Genomic DNA, 18,846 nt, shown 5'->3' with positions numbered 1-18,846 from the left:
TTAGTTCCCCTCTCCGGCCGCGATCGCGTTGACCACGTCCAGCGCGCTGCGCACGCCATCCTCGTGAAAACCGTTGTACCAGTAAGCCCCGCAGAACCAGCTTCGCTGGTGACCGTTGATCTCACCGCGACGCGCCTGCGCCCGCCAGCTTTGCGGGTTAAACAGCGGATGTTCATAAACAAAGCGCTGTAACACGAAGCGTTCATCCACCGGCGTTTCCGGGTTCAGGGTGACGCAGAACAGTGGGCTCCCCTCTGGCAGCCCTTGCAGAATGTTCATGTTGTAGGTGACGCAGGCGCTGGCCTGCTCATGCTCGCTCAGGCGGTAGTTCCAGCTGGCCCACGCGCGCTTGCGTACCGGCAGCCAGCGCGGATCGCTGTGCAAAATTACCTCGTTGCGCTGCCAGCCGATATCCCCCAGCACCTCGCGCTCTGCTGGCGTCGGCGCCTCAAGCATGGCCAGCGCCTCGGCGGAGTGGCAGGCAAAAATCACCTGATCGAAGGTATGGCTGGCGTTTTCGAGCTGAAGCGTGACCCCGTCATTGTGGCGGCTGACACGCTGCACCGGCGCGTTCAGGCGTAACGTCAGGCGGTCGCCCAGCTTTTCCAGCATGGCGCGGATGTACTCCCGCGAGCCGCCCGGTACCACGTACCACTGCGGACGATGGGTAATATCCAGCAGACCATGATGATTAAAAAAGCGCAGGAAGAGCGGCAGCGGGAAACGCTTCATCTCCTGCAACGACGACGACCAGATGGCGGCGCCCATCGGCAGAATGTAGTGGCGCGCAAAAAACGGCGTGAAGCCATGCTGTTGAAGAAACGTCTCCAGCGTGGCGTGCGGATCCACGTCCCCTTCCAGCGCCTGTTTTGCCAGCCGATTAAAGCGGACGATCTCTCCGAGCAGACGCCAGAATGCCGGATTCACCAGATTTCGGCGCTGGGCAAACAGCGATGTCAGGGTGTGTCCGTTGTACTCCAGCCCCGTCTGGGGGTTGTGCACCGAAAAGCTCATCTGCGTTTTTTGCCCATTGATGCCGAGCTCGCTGAGCAGGCCCATAAAGCGCGGATAGGTCCGGTCGTTGTAGACGATAAAGCCGGTATCAATCGCCCAGTTGCCCTGTGGCGTAGAGACATCTACCGTTGCGGTATGGCCGCCAGGCGTGGCTCCCGCTTCAAACAGGGTCACCTGATGGTGACCGGCCAGCCGCCAGGCGCAGGTCAGCCCGGCAATTCCGCTGCCGATAATCGCAATCTTCATGAACGTACCATCCTGCGCAGCAGTGTGCGCTGCAAAAACGCGGGTAGCCTGGAGAGCAGCCGCAAAATGAAGCCGAACCGGGTGGGAAACGCGATGTGCATTTTCCCTTTCGCCAGTCCGGAACGGATCGCCTTGACCGCCTCGTCAACGCTCACCCTGCCCGGCATGGCGAAATCGTTTTTGCGCGTCAGGGGGGTATCGACAAAGCCTGGGGAGATCACCGTGACGGCAATCCCTTTGGGCTCCCAGTCCAGGCGCAGACTGTCCGCAAACCAGCTCAGCGCGGCTTTAGACGCGCCGTAGGCTTCTGCCCGCGGGAACGGAAGCCAGTGGGCCATCGAACTCACCAGCACCACGCGGTTGCCGGCAACCAGCTGCGGCTGCAACGCGGCAAGACAGTTCACCGGGCCGAGGAAATTGGTGTTCATAACCCGCTCCACCAGCGCCGCGTCCACTACGCCCCGATCGAGGTACTCGCAGGTACCGGCGCAGAGAATAACCAGATCGGCGTAAACGCCGCTCAGCGCCTGGCGACAGGCGTCCCTGTCTGTCATATCGAACAGGCGAACCGTGAGATTGGGGCAGGTCTGATGCAAGGCTTCAAGGCGCGCAGGATCCCGCCCACAGGCAATCACGTGGTACCCCTCCGCAGCGAAGGAGGTCGCCAGCCCGGCGCCAATACCCGAGCTTGCGCCGGTGATCAGTACCGTTTTCATGATTTCACCCTCCGCTTCACGCCGCGTACCGCCCAGCCCAGCAGCGGAAGATGTTCGTAGATCATCTCTCCCGCATCGTAGTAGTCGCGCTGACGCGTGATAAGACCCTTTTCCGTGTCCACCACCGAACAGCCCGGCAGTTCGAGCGGGTCCCCTCCGGCGATGCGCGGGTGCGACCAGTGCATCACCCAGGTCACAACAAAGCGGTTTTCACTGCACAGCGGTGGATCAATGGTAAAACGGCAGTTTTCGACATTCGCCAGCAGATGGGTGAAATAGCGCTGAAGCGCAAAGATACCGTCGTGCTCGCCGAACGGATCGATTAGCGTGGCATCCGAATGATAAAGCCCGACCAGTGCGGAGGGCGGCTGGCTATCCAGTGCGCTGTAGTACTCAACAAACCGACTCACGACAGAGGGCAAAGTGCTCATGGGTCACATCCTGGCTGTAAACAACGTGGCGTAATCGCATAATTAAAACTTACACAATTAACGTTATTTGTCCAAGTTTGTGCATATCTATTTTTAATATTTCAAATATATCAATAAGTTAATGTCAGACCAAAAACTGTCTTTTGTAGGCCGGGTAAGGCGTAGCCGCCACCCGGCTTTGTTTTTTCAGTTTAAACTTAAGGCAAATCTCCCAATCTTCTTCCAGGCTTATTCTCTTAAATTCATAAGGATGCCTGACGTGAGACGTTTCTTTTTCTCATTTTTCTCAAGCCCTGAATCCTTGCTGCAGGTGATGAGTCAGCAGGAGATCATCGAAGCCGTGGAGGATGGTGACCGCATCATCATCGACCAGGACGGGAATGCATCGGTGAACTACAAAAGCAATGAGGTACGGCAGGATTTTCTGCGGCACGTCAACGCGCTGAAGAGGGCCTGATATGGGAACGGCGATATTTATGGTGCTGATGGTGTGCGGGTACTGGTACACCAGTCGCGATCTGTCGACGCGCTTTAAAATCAAGCGCTCTTTCGGCTGGGACGTCTATTTCCTTGTTGCGCTTTATGGCTGTATTTTCGTGCTCCAGGGCGTGGTTGCCACGGGACTGCTTTGGCTCCTGCTTCTCGCCCTTTCTGCCGCCAATAACGCCTTTCACTTTGCCTCACCGAAATATACCGACTGGCAAATCGACTTTATGAACTGGAGTTTTTTAGGCATTCAGGCGCCTGTGGTCGTGATGCTGGCGTTTGCCATCCTGTTTTGCCTCTATCGCTCCAACTGGGCAGGCAGCGCCAGGCTGGACGGTGAAAGCCGGAAAAAGCTCTACAAACGGCTTGCCCAGTCGAGCGGTATTGAACAACTGCTCTATCAGTGTATGGAGCAAGGCGAGCTGGCGCAGGTGACGCTTCGGTCGCGGCGGATATATATCGGCATGATCCACACCGCGACGCTGGAATACGAAAACACGGCCAATATTGTGCTAATACCGATGTTAAGCGGGTACAGAGACGAGAAGACAATGAATTTGCGCATCGAGAATAATTACAGCAAGTGGTATGCGGAGCATGACATTACGCTCGACTCCGAACCCCGCAGCGCTATGTCATTCCGAAAGGTGATTTTACTCAATCAGATAGAGAGCCTGTCACTGTTCGATCCCGCCAGCGCCAGCGCGCTTTCTCTGGCGCAGCGGGAGTGACCAATATTCTGGTGCGATTCAGCCCTGGGCCTTTTGAAAGAGGTCCCAGCGGTTGCCGTAGAGATCTTCAAACACCACCACCGTACCGTACTCTTCCTCACGAGGTGCTTCACAGAAATGAACGCCTTTTTCTTTCATGGCATGGTAATCGCGCCAAAAATCATCCGTCTGAAGGAACAGGAAAACACGGCCACCGCATTGATTGCCGATAAAGGCTTCCTGCCTCTCATTAGAAGCTCGTGCCAGCAGAATATTGCAGTCGCTTTCCGGATTTGGCGTGACGACGATCCAGCGTTTATCCTGCTGCGGCGTGTCCTCGACAAGGGTAAAACCCAGCTTGTCGGTGTAGTATTCAATTGCACGATCGTAGTCATCAACCACAATAGCCACGCACCCCAGACATCGCTTCTGTGTTCTCATTTTCCGTTTCCTTTACCCTGAATGGTTATGCCCAGCGCATTCCCACAGAATACGCGCGCATAAAAATATTTTATAGATCGGTTAGCGTCGCAAAAATCCGTGCCGCTAAGGCGGCGGGGATCCTGATGAAGGCAGCGAAGGATGCCGACGCACCCGTCCTGCTGATGGGACACGGAATTATCAACCGATTTATTGCGAAAGAACTGCTCGCAACTGGCTGGAAAGAACAGACCCGCCCCCGTACCGGTTACTGGGGTGCGGGTGTTTACAGCCGTTAACCCCCCGGAAAAGCTTATTTTTCCATTAACTGTTCCAGACCGCGTGATAACGAGTGGAGGACAGCATCCGTCTCCACGCCCATTTGCGCATGAATAATGGCGCCGTCAATAAGCAACATGATTTCGTTGATCACGCGCTCATCAGCGATCTTCGTCAGCGACGTAATCATTTTCTTTGTTTCGAGTTTATGGTCACGGCATATCGCCTTTATTTCACTTTCAATATCTTCAGACTTCGCCTCTGCACTGGCGTTAATAAACGCGCAACCGTGAAACTCGGGTGAAACAAACCATTCGTAAAGCGTGGCAGATAATGCCTCTGACGATGTCTGACCGGCGTTGAGATTACGCCGCAATGAGGCTTCAAACCAGTTCATCCATATTTCATGTCGATAGTGCAAATAGGCGAGAATCAATAAACTTTTACTCGGAAAGTGGCGATAGAAAGTTACCTTGGTCACTTTCGCCTCTTTAATCAACGTATCCACGCCCGTTGCCTTAAAGCCCGTGGAATAAAAGAGGTCGTGAGCGGTACGTAATATTTTATCCCTGACGCTGATTTTTGTCTCGTTGCTTGCGGGTTCTGTTTTCATTTTTCGGCAGCCTCAAAAAGGGATGTTGACAACGTTATTTTTCAGGCATAGATTAACGCAAGTAGACAGATCTGTCTACATAATATCACACTGAGGTAATCGCCATGAATACACGCCCTCCTTTACCGCCCTTCACCCGTGAAAGCGCCATCGAAAAAGTCAGACTCGCCGAAGACGGCTGGAACAGTCGCGACCCGGCAAAAGTCGCGCTGGCCTATTCGCTGGATACCCAATGGCGCAACCGCGCAGAATTCGCCACCAACCGTGAAGAAGCGCAGGCGTTTCTGGAACGGAAGTGGAAAAAAGAGCTAGGTTACCGCCTGATTAAGGAGCTCTGGGCATTTACGGATAACCGGATCGCGGTGCGCTATGCTTATGAATGGCATGATGATTCCGGCAACTGGTACCGCTCCTACGGCAATGAAAACTGGGAGTTTGAAGCGGACGGGTTGATGAAGCGTCGTTTTGCCTGCGTGAACGATATGCCAATAAAAGAATCTGAGCGACTGTTCCACTGGCCGCAGGGCAGACGCCCGGACGATCACCCCTCGCTGAGCGATCTGGGGTTATAGGATTTTCGCATCACTCCGGGGCGCCCCCGGAGTGATGAATTTACAGTGCGCCCAGCTGTTTCATCAGCGTCAGATTGTCCTCAATATGCCAGTTAGCCACAATTTTACCGTCATTAATTTCATAGATATCCGTGGCGATAAAATCTATTTTCTGCCCCTTTCCTTTCAGCTCGCCAAATGTTCCGGTAAACGTGCCGTGAAAATGTAAATGGGAGACCACACGATTACCGGAAATAATCATCTGCTCAACGTCACAGCGCAAATCAGGTACGGCAGTACGAAATGCCCGGGAGGCTAAAATAGCGCCCTCGGGTCCCTGTTTACGCCCTTCCGGCGGCGTTTTATCAATAAAGTTAACCGCAAGCGCTTCACGCGCCAGAGACGGCGTCCCCGTATTCCAGAACGTTGCATATTTTCTGGCTGCAGCCTCATTCGCGGCTAATTGCGCCTGCGGCAGGCTTTTATCGACAATCAGCTGCTGTGGTTTCACCCACTCCTCCTGCGCCGAATAAGCGGCGCCCGACAGACCGATAAAAATAAGCGGCAATAAAACAGAACGAAAACAGGTTGAATAGTTCATCATTTTCTCTCAATCATTTATCAGGATAACGGCAAGGTGGGATAATCGGTATATCCCGTCGCACTGCCACCAAACAGCGTGGCGGGATCGCGCACCTGGGCCAGCGGCAACTTGTGCGCCAGCCGGTGGGGTAAATCCGGGTTGGCAATAAATGGCCGTCCGAAGGCAATCAAATCGGCATAGCCAGCCGTAAGTATTTGTTCGGCTTTGTTAAGGTCATAGTTGCCCGCGACGATAAGGGTTCCGCTAAACGTCTCGCGCAGGGATTGACGGAAAGTGTCGGGTACCTGCGGCGCGTCGTCCCAGTCGGCTTCCGCCAGGTGGATGAATGCTATCCCGTGTTGTTCGCACCAGGCCGCCAGAGCGAGGATGGCGTCGATCACCTGCGGGTCATTCATCCCCCGCTGGGTAATAAACGGCGAAAGGCGGATGCCCGTACGCTCGGGCCCAATGGCCTCCACAATCGCGTACAAGACCTCCTGGGCAAAGCGGATCCGGTTAGCAAGCGTGCCGCCATACTCGTCCGTGCGTTTATTGGAGGTTTGACGCAGGAACTGGTCAATCAAATAGCCGTTTCCGCCGTGAACTTCCACGCCATCAAAGCCGGCCTGGACGGCATTCAGTGCCGCCTGGCGATAGTCCGCGATGATGCCGTGAATGTCTTTGCGCGTCAGCGTTCTTGGCTGCGGGCAGTCAACCATTTGGCCTTCGCCCTTTTCGTTCACCACCCACACTTTCGCGTCCGGTGCCAGCGCTGACGGGGCCACGGGCAGACCATCCTGATGAAAACTGGCGTGCGACATTCGCCCGACGTGCCAGAGCTGAGAAAAAATCACCCCGCCCGCCTGATGCACGGCCCCCGTCGTGAGTTGCCATCCTGAAACCTGCTCCGGCGAATGGATGCCGGGAGTCCAGGAGTATCCCTGGCCCTGCGGGGAGATCTGGGTGGCTTCGGTGATGATTAAACCCGCGCTGGCCCGCTGCCGGTAGTATTCCGCCATCAGCGACGAGGGAATATTGCCTGGCTGAAGGGAACGCGCGCGGGTCATTGGCGCCATAACGATACGATTTTTCAGGTCCTGCTGACCCAACCGGTAACGGTCAAAAAGTGAGGAACGGTTCATGTTTTCATCCCTTATGGTTTGGATGAAATCACTTTACAGGCGGTATTGCATTTTGATAATTACACTGAAAACTGATGCACTTTTCGGAAAATATGAATAATGGGCAAGCTTGAAGATATGGCATTGCTGGTTGAAGTGGCCGAGGCCGGGGGGCTTTCCGCCGCCGGACGACGGCTGTCGCTCTCTCCTGCGACCATGACGGCCAGACTGAAGGCGATTGAAGAACGTTACCAGACTCGCCTGTTTCACCGTTCAACGCGATCCATCACGCTGACCCGTGCCGGAGAAGAGTTTTATCATGCCGCGCTGCGCGTGCTGGAAGAGATGCGCCATGCCGAGTCGCTCCTGACGCAAAAAGAGGGCGTCCTCAGTGGCAATATTCGCCTTTCTGCCCCCTCGGATTTTGGCAGACAGTATCTTAGCCCCGCCGTGGTGGAATTTTCCCGACGCCATCCTGACGTGAAATTTTTCATCGCGTTAAGAGAACATGTTGAAGATCTGGTCGCTAACCGGCTGGATATGAGCGTGCGTTTCGGTAACCTGCCGGACAGCAGCCTGGTCGTCAGAAACATCCGCCCAAATCATCGGGTGCTGGTGGCCTCTGCGGCGTATCTTAGCAACCGCGGCGTCCCCGCCACATTTGCGGAGTTAGCCCATCACCGGTGCCTGGCACTTGAGTCTCAGGGCGTGGTGATGAACGAATGGCGCTTTGAAAAAGATGGCGAGGAAAGTGTCGTTCGCGTAGAGCCAGCCATGGTGTGCGACGACGGGGCATTGCTTCGTCAGTGGGCGCTCAGCGGCGCTGGCATTGCGGGGAAATCCTGGTGGGATGTGAAGGACGATGTTGAGGCCGGAAGACTCACCGTCCTGTTTGCTGACAGTTTTACCGGTTTTAGCCGATACGACCGCAAAGATGTCGGGCTACAGTTTGTTTACCCGCAGCGTAAACTGCAGCCGCTTCAGGTCACGGCCTTTAGCCAGTTTTTTCTCGACTGGCTAAAAAAACGGTAGCGTGAATGTTGATTAGACCCGCTTAAAATTCATCGACACAAGGCTGACCCACCTTATCCAGGGCGTTGACCAGCCTGGATCTGAGTTCAGTTAATGCGGCTTCCTTCTCTTCCAGCTGTTGCAACTTGCGGCGCAGCGCGCTTTGTTTTTGCTCAGCGGTAAATTTATCGTCGACCCAGACAGCTAAAACATCCGAAATTTCGGCCAGGGTAAAGCCCAGCATTTTGGCATGCTTGATCATTTTCAAACGCTGTAAATCGACGGCGGAGTAGACTTTGTAGTTGTTGCTGCGATTCGGTTGCGGGATTTTCTCCAGCAACCCTTGCCTTTCGTAGTAACGGACCGTCTCCTTCGATAAGCCCGTTTTCACACACAGTTCGCCAATGCGCATCGCGTCGTCCTCCCCTTTTCAAAATCACGCTTGACCGTGTACTTAAGTGCACGGTTTATCCTGTGATACACATATCAGGGAAACGGGATTTGAGGTATGAATATTTTTGATTATTCAGGAAAAATAGCGTTGATTACCGGGGCATCGTCGGGAATAGGTCGTGATTTCGCCAGGCAACTCGCTGCCCGCGGCGTGTCGTTGATCCTGGTTGCCCGCTCGGAGCCAAAGCTACAGGCGCTTGCCGCAGAGCTGGCCAAAAAGCATGGCGTATCAATCACTATTATCGTGCAGGACTTAGTGGAATCAGATGCCGTTCCCCGCATCGCGGAACGGCTGGGCCTCCTGAGGCGCTTCCCCGACATTCTGATTAATTGCGCCGGGTTCGCCACCTATGGCCCCTTCGAAGCGCTGTCGATCGACAGGCAACGTGATGAGATATATGTGAACTGCGTGGCCCCCGTGGCACTGACTCACGCTTTGCTACCGGAAATGCTCCGCAAAGGCGCAGGAGTGGTAATTAATGTGGCCTCAACGGCCGCGATGCAACCGGATCCCTATATGGCCATTTATGGCGCGACCAAAGCCTTCCTGCTCTCCTTTTCAAATGCGCTTTGGGGAGAGTACCGTGCAAAGGGCATTCGCGTGTTGGCGCTTTGCCCGGGGGCAACGGATACGGCTTTTTTTGATGTGGTGAATGCGGAAGAAGCCTCGGTGGGTAAAAGGATGCCAGCGGATAAGGTGGTTACGCTGGCGTTGAAGGCGGTCGATACCAACCGTAACTACCTGATCACCGGATGCAGTAACTGGCTTCTGGGGCAGTTATACCGGTTTGTCACGCGTAAGCGTCTGTTACTCATCGCTGAAAAAGTACTGCGTCCACGATCGACTTAAGCAAAACCGTGTCGTTTCAGTGCAAAGGATTGCCCTGAAACGCTGACAGATAGATGCCTTAATGCGCGAAAAACAGTGATACACTTACCCCACCGGGTGGGTCTTCCCGTTTGAACGCATGAGGAAACAACAGTAACCCAATGACGAAATGGTCACTCGTTGTCAATCCTGGCCTGTCACGCTAAGCTTAAATAATGACTAAAAATATGAACGCCCCATCAATACGTGGTCCACTTGACCATTCTGTCAGAGAGCAAATCGTCGAAGCGGCTTTTGAGCACTTCGGGCATTACGGCTATGAAAAAACCACCGTCGCCGAACTCGCGAAATCCATCGGTTTCTCTAAGTCCTACATTTATAAGTTTTTCGATTCCAAACAGGCTATTGGCGAAGTGATCTGCGCTAACCGCCTGGAGCTGATCATGGCGGCGGTGCTTTCTGCCATCGAGGATGCGCCGTCAGCCAGCGAAAAATTACGCCGTCTGTTTAAAGCGCTTACCGAGGCCGGAAGCGAGCTGTTTTTCCACGATCGGAAGCTTTACGACATTGCCGCCGTCGCCGCACGGGACAAATGGCCGTCTACTGAAAGGTATACAGACGGCCTGATGAAGCTGATTGAGAGCATCATTATTGAAGGCAGGCAGGCGGGTGAATTCGAAAGAAAAACGCCGCTGGATGAGGTCACGCAGGCTATCCACATGGTGATGTGCCCTTATATCAATCCCATACAGCTGCAATATAACCTCGAAACGGCCCCCACTGCGGCGGTGCTTCTCTCTTCGCTGGTATTAAGAAGCCTGGCCCCCTGATTAGTGACCATTGACTTTATTGGTCACTAGTCTGAGAATGCGGAAACTGTCCTGTTACTTCTATAAGGGTTTCCCATGCTCAGGCTCAATACAGCCCGCCTTGCCGTTAGCCTTCTGCCGTTTGTCCTCATGGCGTGCGGCGATAATTCCGCGAGTGACGATCCGCGCACAAAGCCACCGCTTGTCAGATCCGCCGCCATCGAGCTTGCGAACAATACTGCGCACGCCTTTACCGGCGTGGTGGTGGCGAGAACGCAAAGTGATTTGGGTTTCAGGGTTCAGGGGAAAATCCTTGAGCGACTCGTCGATACCGGGCAAACCGTCAGACAGGGTCAGCCGTTACTGCGCCTCGATCCGGTTGACCTGAAATTACAGGCCCAGGCACAGCAGCGCACGGTGGATGCTGCCCAGGCGCGTGCGAGAAAAGCGTCCAGCGATGAGGCGCGTTATCGCGGTCTTGTGGCGTCCGGCGCCGTGTCCGCCTCGGAGTATGATCAGATCAAAGCCGCCGCCGATTCCGCCAGAGCGGAACTCAGCGCAGCCCGGGCGCAGGCCAACGTGGCGCAAAACGCAACGGGCTATGCCGTACTGCTGGCGGATTCAGACGGGGTAGTGATGGAAACCCTCGCCGAGCCGGGTCAGGTGGTGAGTGCCGGGCAAGTGGTGATCCGACTCGCCAGGGCGGGACAACGTGAAGCGCTCGTGCAGTTCCCGGAGACCTTGCGCCCTGCCGTTGGCAGCCCTGCACTGGCCACACTTTATGGCAATGAAAAACACCCGGTCAGCGCAACGCTGCGCCTGCTGTCTGATTCAGCCGATGCCACAACCCGCACCTATGAAGCCCGCTACGTGCTGAATGGTGACCTGGCAAACGCGCCGCTGGGGGCAACCGTCACGCTGAACGTTCAGGACCCAAAAGCGGAACGTCAGGTCATGCAGGTTCCGCTCGCCTCACTCTACGATGCTGGCAAAGGCCCCGGTGTCTGGCGCATTTCCGCCAGGCCGGCAAAGGTTACCTGGACGCCGGTGAAGGTGCTGAGCGTGGGTGAAGATGCCGCGCAGGTCACGGGCAGCGTGAAGCCAGGCGAGAAGATTGTGGCGCTGGGCGCACACCTTTTGCACGAGGGTGAAATCGTCAGGCTTGCAGAACAACGCAATGCCGCGCTGGCGGAGAACACGCCATGAGCGGAAGTCGCTTCAACCTGTCAGCGCTTGCCGTGCGCGAGCGCTCCATCACCCTGTTTCTGATCGTCCTTGTGACGATTGCCGGTATCTACGCCTTTTTTGGGCTTGGCCGCGCGGAAGATCCCCCTTTTACGGTGAAGCAAATGACGGTGATATCCGTCTGGCCCGGCGCAACCGCGCAGGAGATGCAGGATCAGGTCGCCGAACCGCTGGAAAAACGCCTGCAGGAGCTCAAATGGTATGACCGGACGGAAACCTATACCCGCCCCGGCATGGCGTTTATCACCTTATCGTTGCAAGACAAAACACCCCCCGCAGAGGTGCAGGAGGCGTTCTATCAGGCGCGGAAAAAGCTGGGAGACGAATCCCTGAACCTCCCTGCCGGGACGATCGGCCCGATGATCAATGACGAATTTGCCGATGTCACCTTTGCCCTTTTTGCCCTGAAAGCGAAAGGTGAACCCCAGCGGCAGCTGGTACGTGATGCCGAAGCCATGCGCCAGCAACTTTTGCACGTACCCGGCGTGAAGAAAGTGAACATTATCGGCGAACAGGCGGAGCGGATATACATCGCTTTCTCTCATGACCGACTGGCTACGTTGGGTCTTTTGCCGCAGGATATTTTCAACGCCCTTAACAATCAGAACGCGTTAAAAGCAGCGGGCTCTATTGAGACCCGGGGCGCCCAGATGTTTATCCGCCTCGACGGCGCGTTTGATGAGTTGCAGAAGATCCGCGATACACCCGTTGTGGCTCAGGGCAAAACGCTCAGGCTGTCCGATGTAGCGACGGTTGAACGGGGCTATGAAGATCCCCCTACGATGCTGATACGTAACCAGCATGAACCCGCCCTTCTGCTGGGTATCGTCATGCGTGAGGGCTGGAATGGTCTGGCGCTGGGTAAAGCGCTGGATGCCGAAACGGCAAAAATAAACGCGAGTCTGCCGCTGGGCATGACCCTGAGCAAAGTCACCGACCAGTCAGTGAACATCAGCTCGGCGGTGGATGAGTTTATGATCAAATTCTTCGTCGCCCTGCTGGTGGTCATGGTGGTCTGTTTTGTCAGCATGGGCTGGCGCGTGGGGGTGGTGGTTGCAGCGGCGGTACCGTTGACGCTGGCGGTGGTCTTCGTGGTGATGGAAGCCGCGGGGATAAACTTTGACCGCGTCACGCTGGGCTCCCTGATCCTTGCCCTCGGCTTACTGGTTGATGATGCCATTATCGCCATCGAAATGATGGTGGTCAAAATGGAGGAAGGTTACGACCGGGTCAAAGCCTCCGCCTACGCCTGGAGCCATACCGCCGCGCCAATGCTGGCGGGTACGCTGGTGACGGCAATTGGCTTTATGCCAAACGGTTTTGCCCAGTCAACCGCCGGGGAATACACCAGCAATATGTTCTGGATTGTCGGCCTCGCCCTGATTGCATCGTGGTTTGTCGGCGTGGTGTTTACCCCCTATCTTGGGGTGAAGATCCTCCCGGCCATTCCCAAAGTGGAAGGAGGCCATGCCGCCATCTATGACACGCCGCGTTATAACCATTTTCGCCGGATGCTGAGCCGCGTTATCGCCGGAAAATGGCGGGTGGCCGGTGCCGTGGTCGCTATTTTCATCCTCGCCATATTCGGCATGGGACTGGTAAAAAAACAATTTTTCCCGACATCCGATCGCCCAGAAGTGCTGGTTGAAGTGCAGATGCCCTATGGCACCTCAATCGAACAGACCCGTGCCGCAACCGCAAAAATAGAAGCATGGTTGAGCCAGCAGCCTGAGGCCAACATCGTGACGGCCTATATTGGCCAGGGATCGCCCCGCTTTTACCTGGCGATGGCCCCCGAATTACCTGACCCGTCTTTTGCAAAAATCGTGATCCTGACGGACAGCGAGACGTCACGCGAAGCGCTCAAGTTCAGGCTCAGGGAGGCTGTCGCCAGCGGCCTGGCGCCTGGCGCCCGCGTGCGGGTGACGCAGCTGGTCTTTGGCCCGTACTCGCCCTTCCCGGTTGCCTGGCGCGTTTCCGGGCCGGATGTCGGTACCTTACGCGATATCGCAGACAAGGTGAAAGGCGTGCTACAGGCAAGCCCGATGATGCGTACCGTCAATACCGACTGGGGATCACGCGTTCCGGTATTGCATTTCACCCTCGATCAAAACCGTCTGCAGGCCACCGGATTAACGTCCAGTGCCGTGGCTGAGCAGCTTCAGTTCTTGCTCTCAGGCGTGCCAATTACTGCCGTGCGGGAAGATATTCGCTCGGTAGAGGTCATGGGGCGCGCCGCGGGGGATATCCGTCTCGACCCGGCAAAAATTGAGGGTTTTACCCTCGTCGGCAATGCGGGGCAGCGCGTTCCGCTGTCTCAAATTGGCAAGATTGAGATCGGTATGGAAGACCCGATTTTGCGCCGCCGCGACCGCACTCCGACCATTACCGTGCGGGGTGATATCGCCGACAATCTTCAGCCACCGGATGTATCGGTCGCCATCATGAAACAGCTCCAGCCGATTATAGATACGCTACCGGCCGGATACCGCATTGAGATGGCCGGTTCGATTGAGGAATCGGGCAAAGCCACGCAGGCAATGATTCCGCTGTTCCCGATCATGATTGCGCTGACGCTGCTGATCATCATTCTGCAGGTGCGTTCGCTCTCGGCGATGGTGATGGTGTTCCTTACCGCGCCGCTGGGGCTGATTGGCGTGGTGCCGACCCTGTTGATTTTCAATCAGCCGTTTGGCATCAACGCGCTGGTGGGGTTGATCGCCCTTTCAGGCATTCTTATGCGCAATACGCTGATCCTGATTGGGCAAATCGATCATAACCAGAAGGACGGTCTCGATCCGTTCCACGCGGTGGTCGAGGCGACGGTTCAGCGAGCCCGGCCCGTACTGCTGACGGCACTTGCCGCCGTGCTGGCGTTTATTCCTCTGACGCATTCGGTATTCTGGGGAACCCTGGCTTACACGTTGATTGGCGGAACCTTAGGCGGTACGGCCATTACGCTGGTGTTCCTGCCTGCGATGTATGCGATCTGGTTCCGGATCCGCCCTGCGGAACAGCGCGTGCAGTCCCCGGCAGAAAACGTGTAAACTACCCTAAGTAGATAACTGTTCCGAGGAAAGCATGGTTGTTAAGCGCTTAAGAAAAGAGGATCGCCGCGTACAGCTGCTGGAAGTGGCGCGCGGAATTGTCCGCCAGCAAGGCACGGAGGCACTGACGTTGGGTTACCTGGCGGAGCGGGCCAACGTGACCAAGCCTATCCCCTACGACCATTTTGGCGATCGTGAAGGGTTGCTGATGGCCTTGTATCAGGATTATAGCGATCGGCAGTTAGCAAAATTCCGTGAGACGCTGGCTGTAGACAGCAAAACGCTGGACAAGACGATCCGCTTTTTCAGCGCCGCCTATATTGATTGCGCCATGACCGCCGGGCCCGAAACCGGGCCCATCGCCGCGGCGCTGTCCGGCTCTCGCGCGTTGCAGTCGTTTCGTGAGGCGTGCGTTGCCGAATGCGCCGACTGCCTGCGTACCGCGCTTTCCCCTTTTGTCGTCCTGAAAGGCGTTCAGGGAGAAGCGGTACTGACGGCCATCATTGGTGCGGCGGACGCGCTCAGCACCGCCGCGTGTAACGGCGTGCTCGCCCGAAATGTTGCGGAAGATACCCTCAGCGGCGCCATCACCGGGGTGCTGGAGACCTACGTGAATAGCACAAAATGATCGTTGGGTGCGGATTGACAGCTAAGTTACCAATAGTAATATAAACGTCACTTCTCACCCATTCGAGGTCGCTATGTCTGCTACACATGCCATTAATAATGCACTGATCGTGACGGCTCACCCTGTCGACAATTCGTTATCCCATTCGCTGGCCGCCCGCATTGCCGGGAAACTGCGTGAACAGGGTACGCAGGTGGAGATGGCCGATCTGCATGCCGAAGGGTTTAACCCGGCCATGTCCCGCGCCGATCTTGATTTGTACCACGGCGATCCGAGCGCCCTTCCTGAAGATATTCTGCGCGAGCAGCAGCGGGTCGAGCGGGCGGATATGCTGGTATTCGTTTTCCCGGTGTACTGGTGGTCCGTTCCCGGTCTGTTGAAAGGCTGGTTTGATCGCGTTCTGACGCTGAACTGGGCGTATAAAGTGGCAGAAGACGGCCGGATTGTGGGCAATTTGCGCGACGTTCCCGTTCGCCTTATTGCGACTGCTGGCAGCGATCTTAACGGTTTCGATAAACATGGTTATTCGACGGCGATTCAGACTCAAATAGTCGAGGGCATTTTCGGCTTCTGCGGTTTGAAGAACGTCAAACTCGATATTCTTTACCAGGCAGACACGGCGACGCCTGAGCTGGTGGAGGAGTTCCTGAAGGGACTAGAGGGCCTTAAATAATCCCGGCTATTCAGTCAGCAAAGGCGTGCACAGCAGGTTACGAGCCTTTGCTGACAGCTTCCTGCCGCTGCATCGTACCCCTACTCAAGTTGGTGTCTTGAAGCAATGCGTTAAGCAACGCTATAACTAACGTGCTCATTCCGCATATAGCGGAATGAATAAACAAAGGTCATTCCATGTATCAGTCAGTTCAGCCAACAACCACCCTCACCACCACCGGCACCTTCGGCGGCATGAGCGTATCTGTAGCAAACGACTGACAAACAGAACCTCAATCCCCGCCTAACTGGACGGGGAAATACCTCTCCGTTCACCGCCCTCTGAATGGAGAAAGAAAATGATTTCTGACAATGCTCTCTTAATTATCGACATGCAGCAGGGCCTCTTCCGGGGCCCGGTCTCACCCTGTTCCGCCGATGCCGTTCTGGCAAATATCCGTTTGTTAATAGCCAACGCGCGCCACGCTCAGGTACCCGTCTTTTTTGCCCGCCATGTTGGACCAGACGACTCGCCCTTTTCAGCGCAGGGGCCGTTGACGCAGCTGATACCCGAGCTGGACGTGAAGGAGCAGGATGTTGTTTTCACCAAGCGCCATCCCAGCTGTTTTCGGGATACCGAATTGCTGCGTGAACTTAATCAGAGAGGCATCAAACAGCTGGTCATTGCCGGGATGAAAACCGAATTTTGTGTCGACACCACCTGCCGGGCCGCGCCGGAGCTGGGCTTCAGGACGATATTGATTTCAGATGCGCATACCACAATGGATAACGCACATTTATCCGCCACTGACATCATTGCGCATCACAACAGCACGCTGGCCGGCCCGTTCGTGATGCTGTCGACTGCCGGCGACTGGCATTTTAATACGGTCAGTTGAGTTGGCGGGAGCGTCTCTCTCTATCCCGGCGTGCCTTTCCGCGCGTCGGGAAAAGTAGAGAAAATTACAGGGTAAAACCTCCATCACCCACCTGTGCCTGAGCGTACCATTTCATCAGCTCCGCACTACCGGGCGCGTTCTCAGCCGGTGACCATGGAGCGGTATCGTGCTCCGGAACAGGCTGATAGCCGCCGTGTTTCACCTCAAAAATGACGCCGCCTTTATCCAGCGACAGCACGGCATGCCAGGTACCGGCATCCATCTCCAGCACTTTGCAGTCTTCACCTAACACCACGCGCTGGGTCACGTTACCGCTGTCATCAAAATTCAACACCAGAAAGCGACCGCTCAGAGCCGTCAGCAGTTCAAACGTGTGCGGGTGGCGATGAGGGCGAACATAGGTACCTGGCTCCATCGCGATAGCCAGGCGTTGTACCGGGTCGCTCAGTTCGGGATGTAAATTGCGGTGCGCGCGTAAGCGAGGAGAATTGGCAGCCTGCTCGCTTTGTTGCTGCAGGTCACTGAACGTAATTTGTTTCATATACACCTTTGTGAATGTGGTCAGCTGGCGGCAACCCGATTGCCGCAGGACGTTATACCATTCTGAAAAGCCGATAAGCCACGGTATTTATGAAACAAAACGCTGCTAGCGTGTTGAAAACATCGCATCTGCCGCTCCGCGCGGACAGGTAATTTTAAGAGAGACAGGGATTTTTCAAACGCTGACTCAGACCATCCGTGGGTGTGATAAATCCATGCGGGATCTGGATAAGTTCTAGCCAGGCATACCATCCTCGTGCGCCCCCTTCGGTTTCAGGTCGTAAGTATAGTGTGATGAGTCCAAAACTGAGGTTGAGTAAAACTCACGTTGAAACGCACGTCATCGCACTGAAATTTAAACCCGTCGGGAACGTGTAGACTCGGTGAAAGCGATGCCAGAATTGAGAGTCGTATTTCAACTGGTCGTAAGATAAATTCAGCGTAAGTGTTACGTCATACAGGAGGGGATATGCCGCAAGCTTTACCGGGAATTGATGTTTTATTTGTCGCTGGGTTCGGGCCTATTTCACGGGACACAGCGTCCAGCGCCGCGTTTTATATCCATACACTCGGCCTTCCGCTTAAGCCGATGGAGGGGAACAGTGATTATCTGCTCGCAGAAGTGGGCCAGTTGAAAGGCGTGAAGCATTTCGCCGTCTGGCCGCTTACACAGGCGGCAATGTCCTGCTTTGGAGAAGAACAATGGCCCGCTGAGCACCCGATACCGCAAGGATGGGTTGAGTACGAGGTTCAGGACCTGGACTCGGCTACCCGTATTTTGACTGAAAAAGGCTATCGGTTGCTGGTGGCAAACCGCACAGAACCATGGGGGCAAACCGTCACCCGCCTGCTCAGCCCGGAGGGCTTGCTTACGGGATTAACGATTACGCCGTGGCTTCGGGAGGTATGACGCCCTTCACCAGGCCATTTACCAGCAGGGTAAAAACCTGAATCGCTTTTGGTAATGCCTGCTGCGGATCTTCGCTGGCGGCCACCCACTGGGCGGCATTCAGTGCGGCACCGTTTAACAGCCAGGCGGTGGCATCAACATCTACCGGTTCGATTAAGCCGCGTTCAATCAGGTCGGAAAGGCTCTTACGCGTAGCGCCGAGGCAGTTATTCTGGCTCGGCCATTTTCCCGGGTCCCCAAGAAAAGCCGGACCATCAAGCAGAACGATGCGACGGACTTCTTCATCCAGCGCCATTTCGATATAGGCTATCCCTTCTGCCAGAAGCTTTTGCTGGTCATCCTTCACATGTGCCGCTGCACTTTTGGCGCTTTGCGCCATTTCAGAATCAATCTGGGTAACGACAGCGGCAAGTAACCCCTTTTTATCGCCAAAATTATGATACAGGGCCCCGCGCGTCAGGCCCACGCTGGCAGTAAAATCATCCATCGAGGCTGCGGCAAACCCTTTTTCGGCAAAGGCTTTACGTGCAGCCGCAATCAATTTAGTGCGGGTTTCTTCCATCGTTTCGGCGCGGCGTTTGGCTGCCATAAGAACTCCTTGCAATCTACACCACGCAAGTCGTTTGACATACGCGGCGTATGTGTGATTAAGTT

The 18,846-nt window shown here is 55.4% G+C and carries 23 protein-coding genes; 13 read left to right on the top strand and 10 right to left on the bottom strand.

What is annotated here, in order from left to right; translation table 11 throughout:
• From A4308_RS15180 to A4308_RS15170, 3 genes are read right to left on the bottom strand one after another with little or no spacing between them, the layout of a single operon-like run.
• Positions 1-1,260, bottom strand: coding sequence for an NAD(P)/FAD-dependent oxidoreductase (locus A4308_RS15180; RefSeq protein WP_045282072.1), 1,260 nt, complete (start codon positions 1,258-1,260; stop codon positions 1-3).
• Positions 1,257-1,976, bottom strand: coding sequence for an SDR family NAD(P)-dependent oxidoreductase (locus A4308_RS15175; RefSeq protein ID WP_014883744.1), 720 nt, complete (start codon positions 1,974-1,976; stop codon positions 1,257-1,259). Before A4308_RS15175 ends, A4308_RS15180 begins: the two co-directional genes overlap by 4 nt.
• Entirely contained in the window at positions 1,973-2,407 is a 435-nt protein-coding gene (locus A4308_RS15170; protein WP_014883743.1) for a nuclear transport factor 2 family protein, read from the bottom strand. The genes A4308_RS15175 and A4308_RS15170 overlap by 4 nt, the downstream gene beginning before the upstream one ends.
• 259 nt (positions 2,408-2,666) lie before the next feature.
• Between A4308_RS15170 and A4308_RS15165 the strand changes: the two genes are divergently transcribed.
• Positions 2,667-2,864, top strand: coding sequence for a hypothetical protein (locus A4308_RS15165; protein WP_045135163.1), 198 nt, complete (start codon positions 2,667-2,669; stop codon positions 2,862-2,864).
• A 1-nt stretch (position 2,865) separates the two neighbouring features.
• A complete protein-coding gene (locus A4308_RS15160; RefSeq protein WP_023330351.1) occupies positions 2,866-3,624 on the top strand; it encodes a hypothetical protein in 759 nt (252 codons plus the stop codon).
• A gap of 18 nt (positions 3,625-3,642) precedes the next feature.
• Here A4308_RS15160 and A4308_RS15155 read toward each other — a convergent pair whose 3' ends face one another.
• Positions 3,643-4,044, bottom strand: coding sequence for a VOC family protein (locus A4308_RS15155; RefSeq protein WP_045282071.1), 402 nt, complete (start codon positions 4,042-4,044; stop codon positions 3,643-3,645).
• Positions 4,045-4,169: 125 nt separating this feature from the next.
• Between A4308_RS15155 and A4308_RS15150 the strand changes: the two genes are divergently transcribed.
• On the top strand, positions 4,170-4,322 hold the full coding sequence (locus A4308_RS15150; RefSeq protein WP_045282178.1) for a hypothetical protein: 153 nt from the start codon (positions 4,170-4,172) through the stop codon (positions 4,320-4,322).
• A gap of 14 nt (positions 4,323-4,336) precedes the next feature.
• Here A4308_RS15150 and A4308_RS15145 read toward each other — a convergent pair whose 3' ends face one another.
• The gene (locus tag A4308_RS15145; RefSeq protein ID WP_045282070.1) at positions 4,337-4,915 is read right to left on the bottom strand and encodes a TetR/AcrR family transcriptional regulator; all 579 of its coding nucleotides are present in this window, start codon (positions 4,913-4,915) and stop codon (positions 4,337-4,339) included.
• Positions 4,916-5,019: 104 nt separating this feature from the next.
• Here A4308_RS15145 and A4308_RS15140 point away from each other — a divergent pair, with 104 nt between their 5' ends.
• Positions 5,020-5,487, top strand: coding sequence for a nuclear transport factor 2 family protein (locus A4308_RS15140; protein WP_014883739.1), 468 nt, complete (start codon positions 5,020-5,022; stop codon positions 5,485-5,487).
• 40 nt (positions 5,488-5,527) lie between these two features.
• On the opposite strand, the gene A4308_RS15135 is transcribed toward A4308_RS15140, so the two are convergent.
• Together A4308_RS15135 and A4308_RS15130 are read right to left on the bottom strand one after the other, a co-directional pair.
• On the bottom strand, positions 5,528-6,067 hold the full coding sequence (locus A4308_RS15135; protein ID WP_032664944.1) for an ester cyclase: 540 nt from the start codon (positions 6,065-6,067) through the stop codon (positions 5,528-5,530).
• 20 nt (positions 6,068-6,087) lie between these two features.
• On the bottom strand, positions 6,088-7,191 hold the full coding sequence (locus A4308_RS15130; RefSeq protein ID WP_063308650.1) for an alkene reductase: 1,104 nt from the start codon (positions 7,189-7,191) through the stop codon (positions 6,088-6,090).
• Between the two features lie 99 nt (positions 7,192-7,290).
• On the opposite strand from A4308_RS15130, the gene A4308_RS15125 reads away from it, so the two are divergent.
• A complete protein-coding gene (locus A4308_RS15125; protein ID WP_045282069.1) occupies positions 7,291-8,202 on the top strand; it encodes a LysR family transcriptional regulator in 912 nt (303 codons plus the stop codon).
• A 22-nt stretch (positions 8,203-8,224) separates the two neighbouring features.
• Here A4308_RS15125 and A4308_RS15120 read toward each other — a convergent pair whose 3' ends face one another.
• A complete protein-coding gene (locus A4308_RS15120; protein ID WP_045135148.1) occupies positions 8,225-8,593 on the bottom strand; it encodes a MerR family transcriptional regulator in 369 nt (122 codons plus the stop codon).
• A 96-nt stretch (positions 8,594-8,689) separates the two neighbouring features.
• On the opposite strand from A4308_RS15120, the gene A4308_RS15115 reads away from it, so the two are divergent.
• The 7 genes from A4308_RS15115 (at position 8,690) to A4308_RS15085 (ending at position 16,742) form a co-directional block, all read left to right on the top strand.
• A complete protein-coding gene (locus A4308_RS15115) occupies positions 8,690-9,484 on the top strand; it encodes an SDR family NAD(P)-dependent oxidoreductase (RefSeq protein ID WP_045135147.1) in 795 nt (264 codons plus the stop codon).
• A gap of 194 nt (positions 9,485-9,678) precedes the next feature.
• The gene (locus A4308_RS15110) at positions 9,679-10,293 is read left to right on the top strand and encodes a TetR/AcrR family transcriptional regulator (RefSeq protein WP_014883733.1); all 615 of its coding nucleotides are present in this window, start codon (positions 9,679-9,681) and stop codon (positions 10,291-10,293) included.
• Between the two features lie 75 nt (positions 10,294-10,368).
• Positions 10,369-11,478, top strand: coding sequence for an efflux RND transporter periplasmic adaptor subunit (locus tag A4308_RS15105; protein ID WP_045282068.1), 1,110 nt, complete (start codon positions 10,369-10,371; stop codon positions 11,476-11,478).
• Entirely contained in the window at positions 11,475-14,564 is a 3,090-nt protein-coding gene (locus tag A4308_RS15100) for an efflux RND transporter permease subunit (RefSeq protein ID WP_063308649.1), read from the top strand. The genes A4308_RS15105 and A4308_RS15100 overlap by 4 nt, the downstream gene beginning before the upstream one ends.
• A gap of 34 nt (positions 14,565-14,598) precedes the next feature.
• Positions 14,599-15,192: a TetR/AcrR family transcriptional regulator gene (locus A4308_RS15095; protein ID WP_032636662.1), complete on the top strand. Its 594-nt coding sequence runs from the start codon at positions 14,599-14,601 to the stop codon at positions 15,190-15,192.
• A 73-nt stretch (positions 15,193-15,265) separates the two neighbouring features.
• On the top strand, positions 15,266-15,865 hold the full coding sequence (locus tag A4308_RS15090) for an NAD(P)H-dependent oxidoreductase (protein ID WP_045135144.1): 600 nt from the start codon (positions 15,266-15,268) through the stop codon (positions 15,863-15,865).
• 337 nt (positions 15,866-16,202) lie between these two features.
• Entirely contained in the window at positions 16,203-16,742 is a 540-nt protein-coding gene (locus A4308_RS15085) for a cysteine hydrolase family protein (protein ID WP_014883728.1), read from the top strand.
• 64 nt (positions 16,743-16,806) lie between these two features.
• On the opposite strand, the gene A4308_RS15080 is transcribed toward A4308_RS15085, so the two are convergent.
• On the bottom strand, positions 16,807-17,283 hold the full coding sequence (locus tag A4308_RS15080; protein WP_014883727.1) for a WbuC family cupin fold metalloprotein: 477 nt from the start codon (positions 17,281-17,283) through the stop codon (positions 16,807-16,809).
• A 468-nt stretch (positions 17,284-17,751) separates the two neighbouring features.
• Here A4308_RS15080 and A4308_RS15075 point away from each other — a divergent pair, with 468 nt between their 5' ends.
• Positions 17,752-18,192: a VOC family protein gene (locus tag A4308_RS15075; RefSeq protein ID WP_023330340.1), complete on the top strand. Its 441-nt coding sequence runs from the start codon at positions 17,752-17,754 to the stop codon at positions 18,190-18,192.
• Here A4308_RS15075 and A4308_RS15070 read toward each other — a convergent pair.
• Positions 18,167-18,781, bottom strand: coding sequence for a TetR/AcrR family transcriptional regulator (locus A4308_RS15070; protein ID WP_045135143.1), 615 nt, complete (start codon positions 18,779-18,781; stop codon positions 18,167-18,169). The genes A4308_RS15075 and A4308_RS15070 overlap by 26 nt on opposite strands.
• Positions 18,782-18,846 lie beyond the last annotated feature (65 nt).

This window comes from Enterobacter sp. ODB01, from assembly GCF_001623605.1.
Taxonomy (GTDB): Bacteria; Pseudomonadota; Gammaproteobacteria; order Enterobacterales; family Enterobacteriaceae; genus Enterobacter; species Enterobacter kobei.
The sequence above is the reverse complement of the archived record's forward strand: the minus strand, read 5'-3'. Positions and strand labels throughout refer to the sequence as shown.

Bases quoted from the DNA above. Each gene is read 5' to 3' on its own strand.
- A4308_RS15180 (WP_045282072.1), bottom strand. From the start codon at position 1,260: ATGAAGATTGCGATTATCGGCAGCGGAATTGCCGGGCTGACCTGCGCC.
- A4308_RS15175 (WP_014883744.1), bottom strand. From the start codon at position 1,976: ATGAAAACGGTACTGATCACCGGCGCAAGCTCGGGTATTGGCGCCGGG.
- A4308_RS15170 (WP_014883743.1), bottom strand. From the start codon at position 2,407: ATGAGCACTTTGCCCTCTGTCGTGAGTCGGTTTGTTGAGTACTACAGC.
- A4308_RS15160 (WP_023330351.1), top strand. From the start codon at position 2,866: ATGGGAACGGCGATATTTATGGTGCTGATGGTGTGCGGGTACTGGTAC.
- A4308_RS15155 (WP_045282071.1), bottom strand. From the start codon at position 4,044: ATGAGAACACAGAAGCGATGTCTGGGGTGCGTGGCTATTGTGGTTGAT.
- A4308_RS15150 (WP_045282178.1), top strand. From the start codon at position 4,170: ATGAAGGCAGCGAAGGATGCCGACGCACCCGTCCTGCTGATGGGACAC.
- A4308_RS15145 (WP_045282070.1), bottom strand. From the start codon at position 4,915: ATGAAAACAGAACCCGCAAGCAACGAGACAAAAATCAGCGTCAGGGAT.
- A4308_RS15140 (WP_014883739.1), top strand. From the start codon at position 5,020: ATGAATACACGCCCTCCTTTACCGCCCTTCACCCGTGAAAGCGCCATC.
- A4308_RS15135 (WP_032664944.1), bottom strand. From the start codon at position 6,067: ATGAACTATTCAACCTGTTTTCGTTCTGTTTTATTGCCGCTTATTTTT.
- A4308_RS15130 (WP_063308650.1), bottom strand. From the start codon at position 7,191: ATGAACCGTTCCTCACTTTTTGACCGTTACCGGTTGGGTCAGCAGGAC.
- A4308_RS15125 (WP_045282069.1), top strand. From the start codon at position 7,291: ATGGGCAAGCTTGAAGATATGGCATTGCTGGTTGAAGTGGCCGAGGCC.
- A4308_RS15120 (WP_045135148.1), bottom strand. From the start codon at position 8,593: ATGCGCATTGGCGAACTGTGTGTGAAAACGGGCTTATCGAAGGAGACG.
- A4308_RS15115 (WP_045135147.1), top strand. From the start codon at position 8,690: ATGAATATTTTTGATTATTCAGGAAAAATAGCGTTGATTACCGGGGCA.
- A4308_RS15110 (WP_014883733.1), top strand. From the start codon at position 9,679: ATGACTAAAAATATGAACGCCCCATCAATACGTGGTCCACTTGACCAT.
- A4308_RS15105 (WP_045282068.1), top strand. From the start codon at position 10,369: ATGCTCAGGCTCAATACAGCCCGCCTTGCCGTTAGCCTTCTGCCGTTT.
- A4308_RS15100 (WP_063308649.1), top strand. From the start codon at position 11,475: ATGAGCGGAAGTCGCTTCAACCTGTCAGCGCTTGCCGTGCGCGAGCGC.
- A4308_RS15095 (WP_032636662.1), top strand. From the start codon at position 14,599: ATGGTTGTTAAGCGCTTAAGAAAAGAGGATCGCCGCGTACAGCTGCTG.
- A4308_RS15090 (WP_045135144.1), top strand. From the start codon at position 15,266: ATGTCTGCTACACATGCCATTAATAATGCACTGATCGTGACGGCTCAC.
- A4308_RS15085 (WP_014883728.1), top strand. From the start codon at position 16,203: ATGATTTCTGACAATGCTCTCTTAATTATCGACATGCAGCAGGGCCTC.
- A4308_RS15080 (WP_014883727.1), bottom strand. From the start codon at position 17,283: ATGAAACAAATTACGTTCAGTGACCTGCAGCAACAAAGCGAGCAGGCT.
- A4308_RS15075 (WP_023330340.1), top strand. From the start codon at position 17,752: ATGCCGCAAGCTTTACCGGGAATTGATGTTTTATTTGTCGCTGGGTTC.
- A4308_RS15070 (WP_045135143.1), bottom strand. From the start codon at position 18,781: ATGGCAGCCAAACGCCGCGCCGAAACGATGGAAGAAACCCGCACTAAA.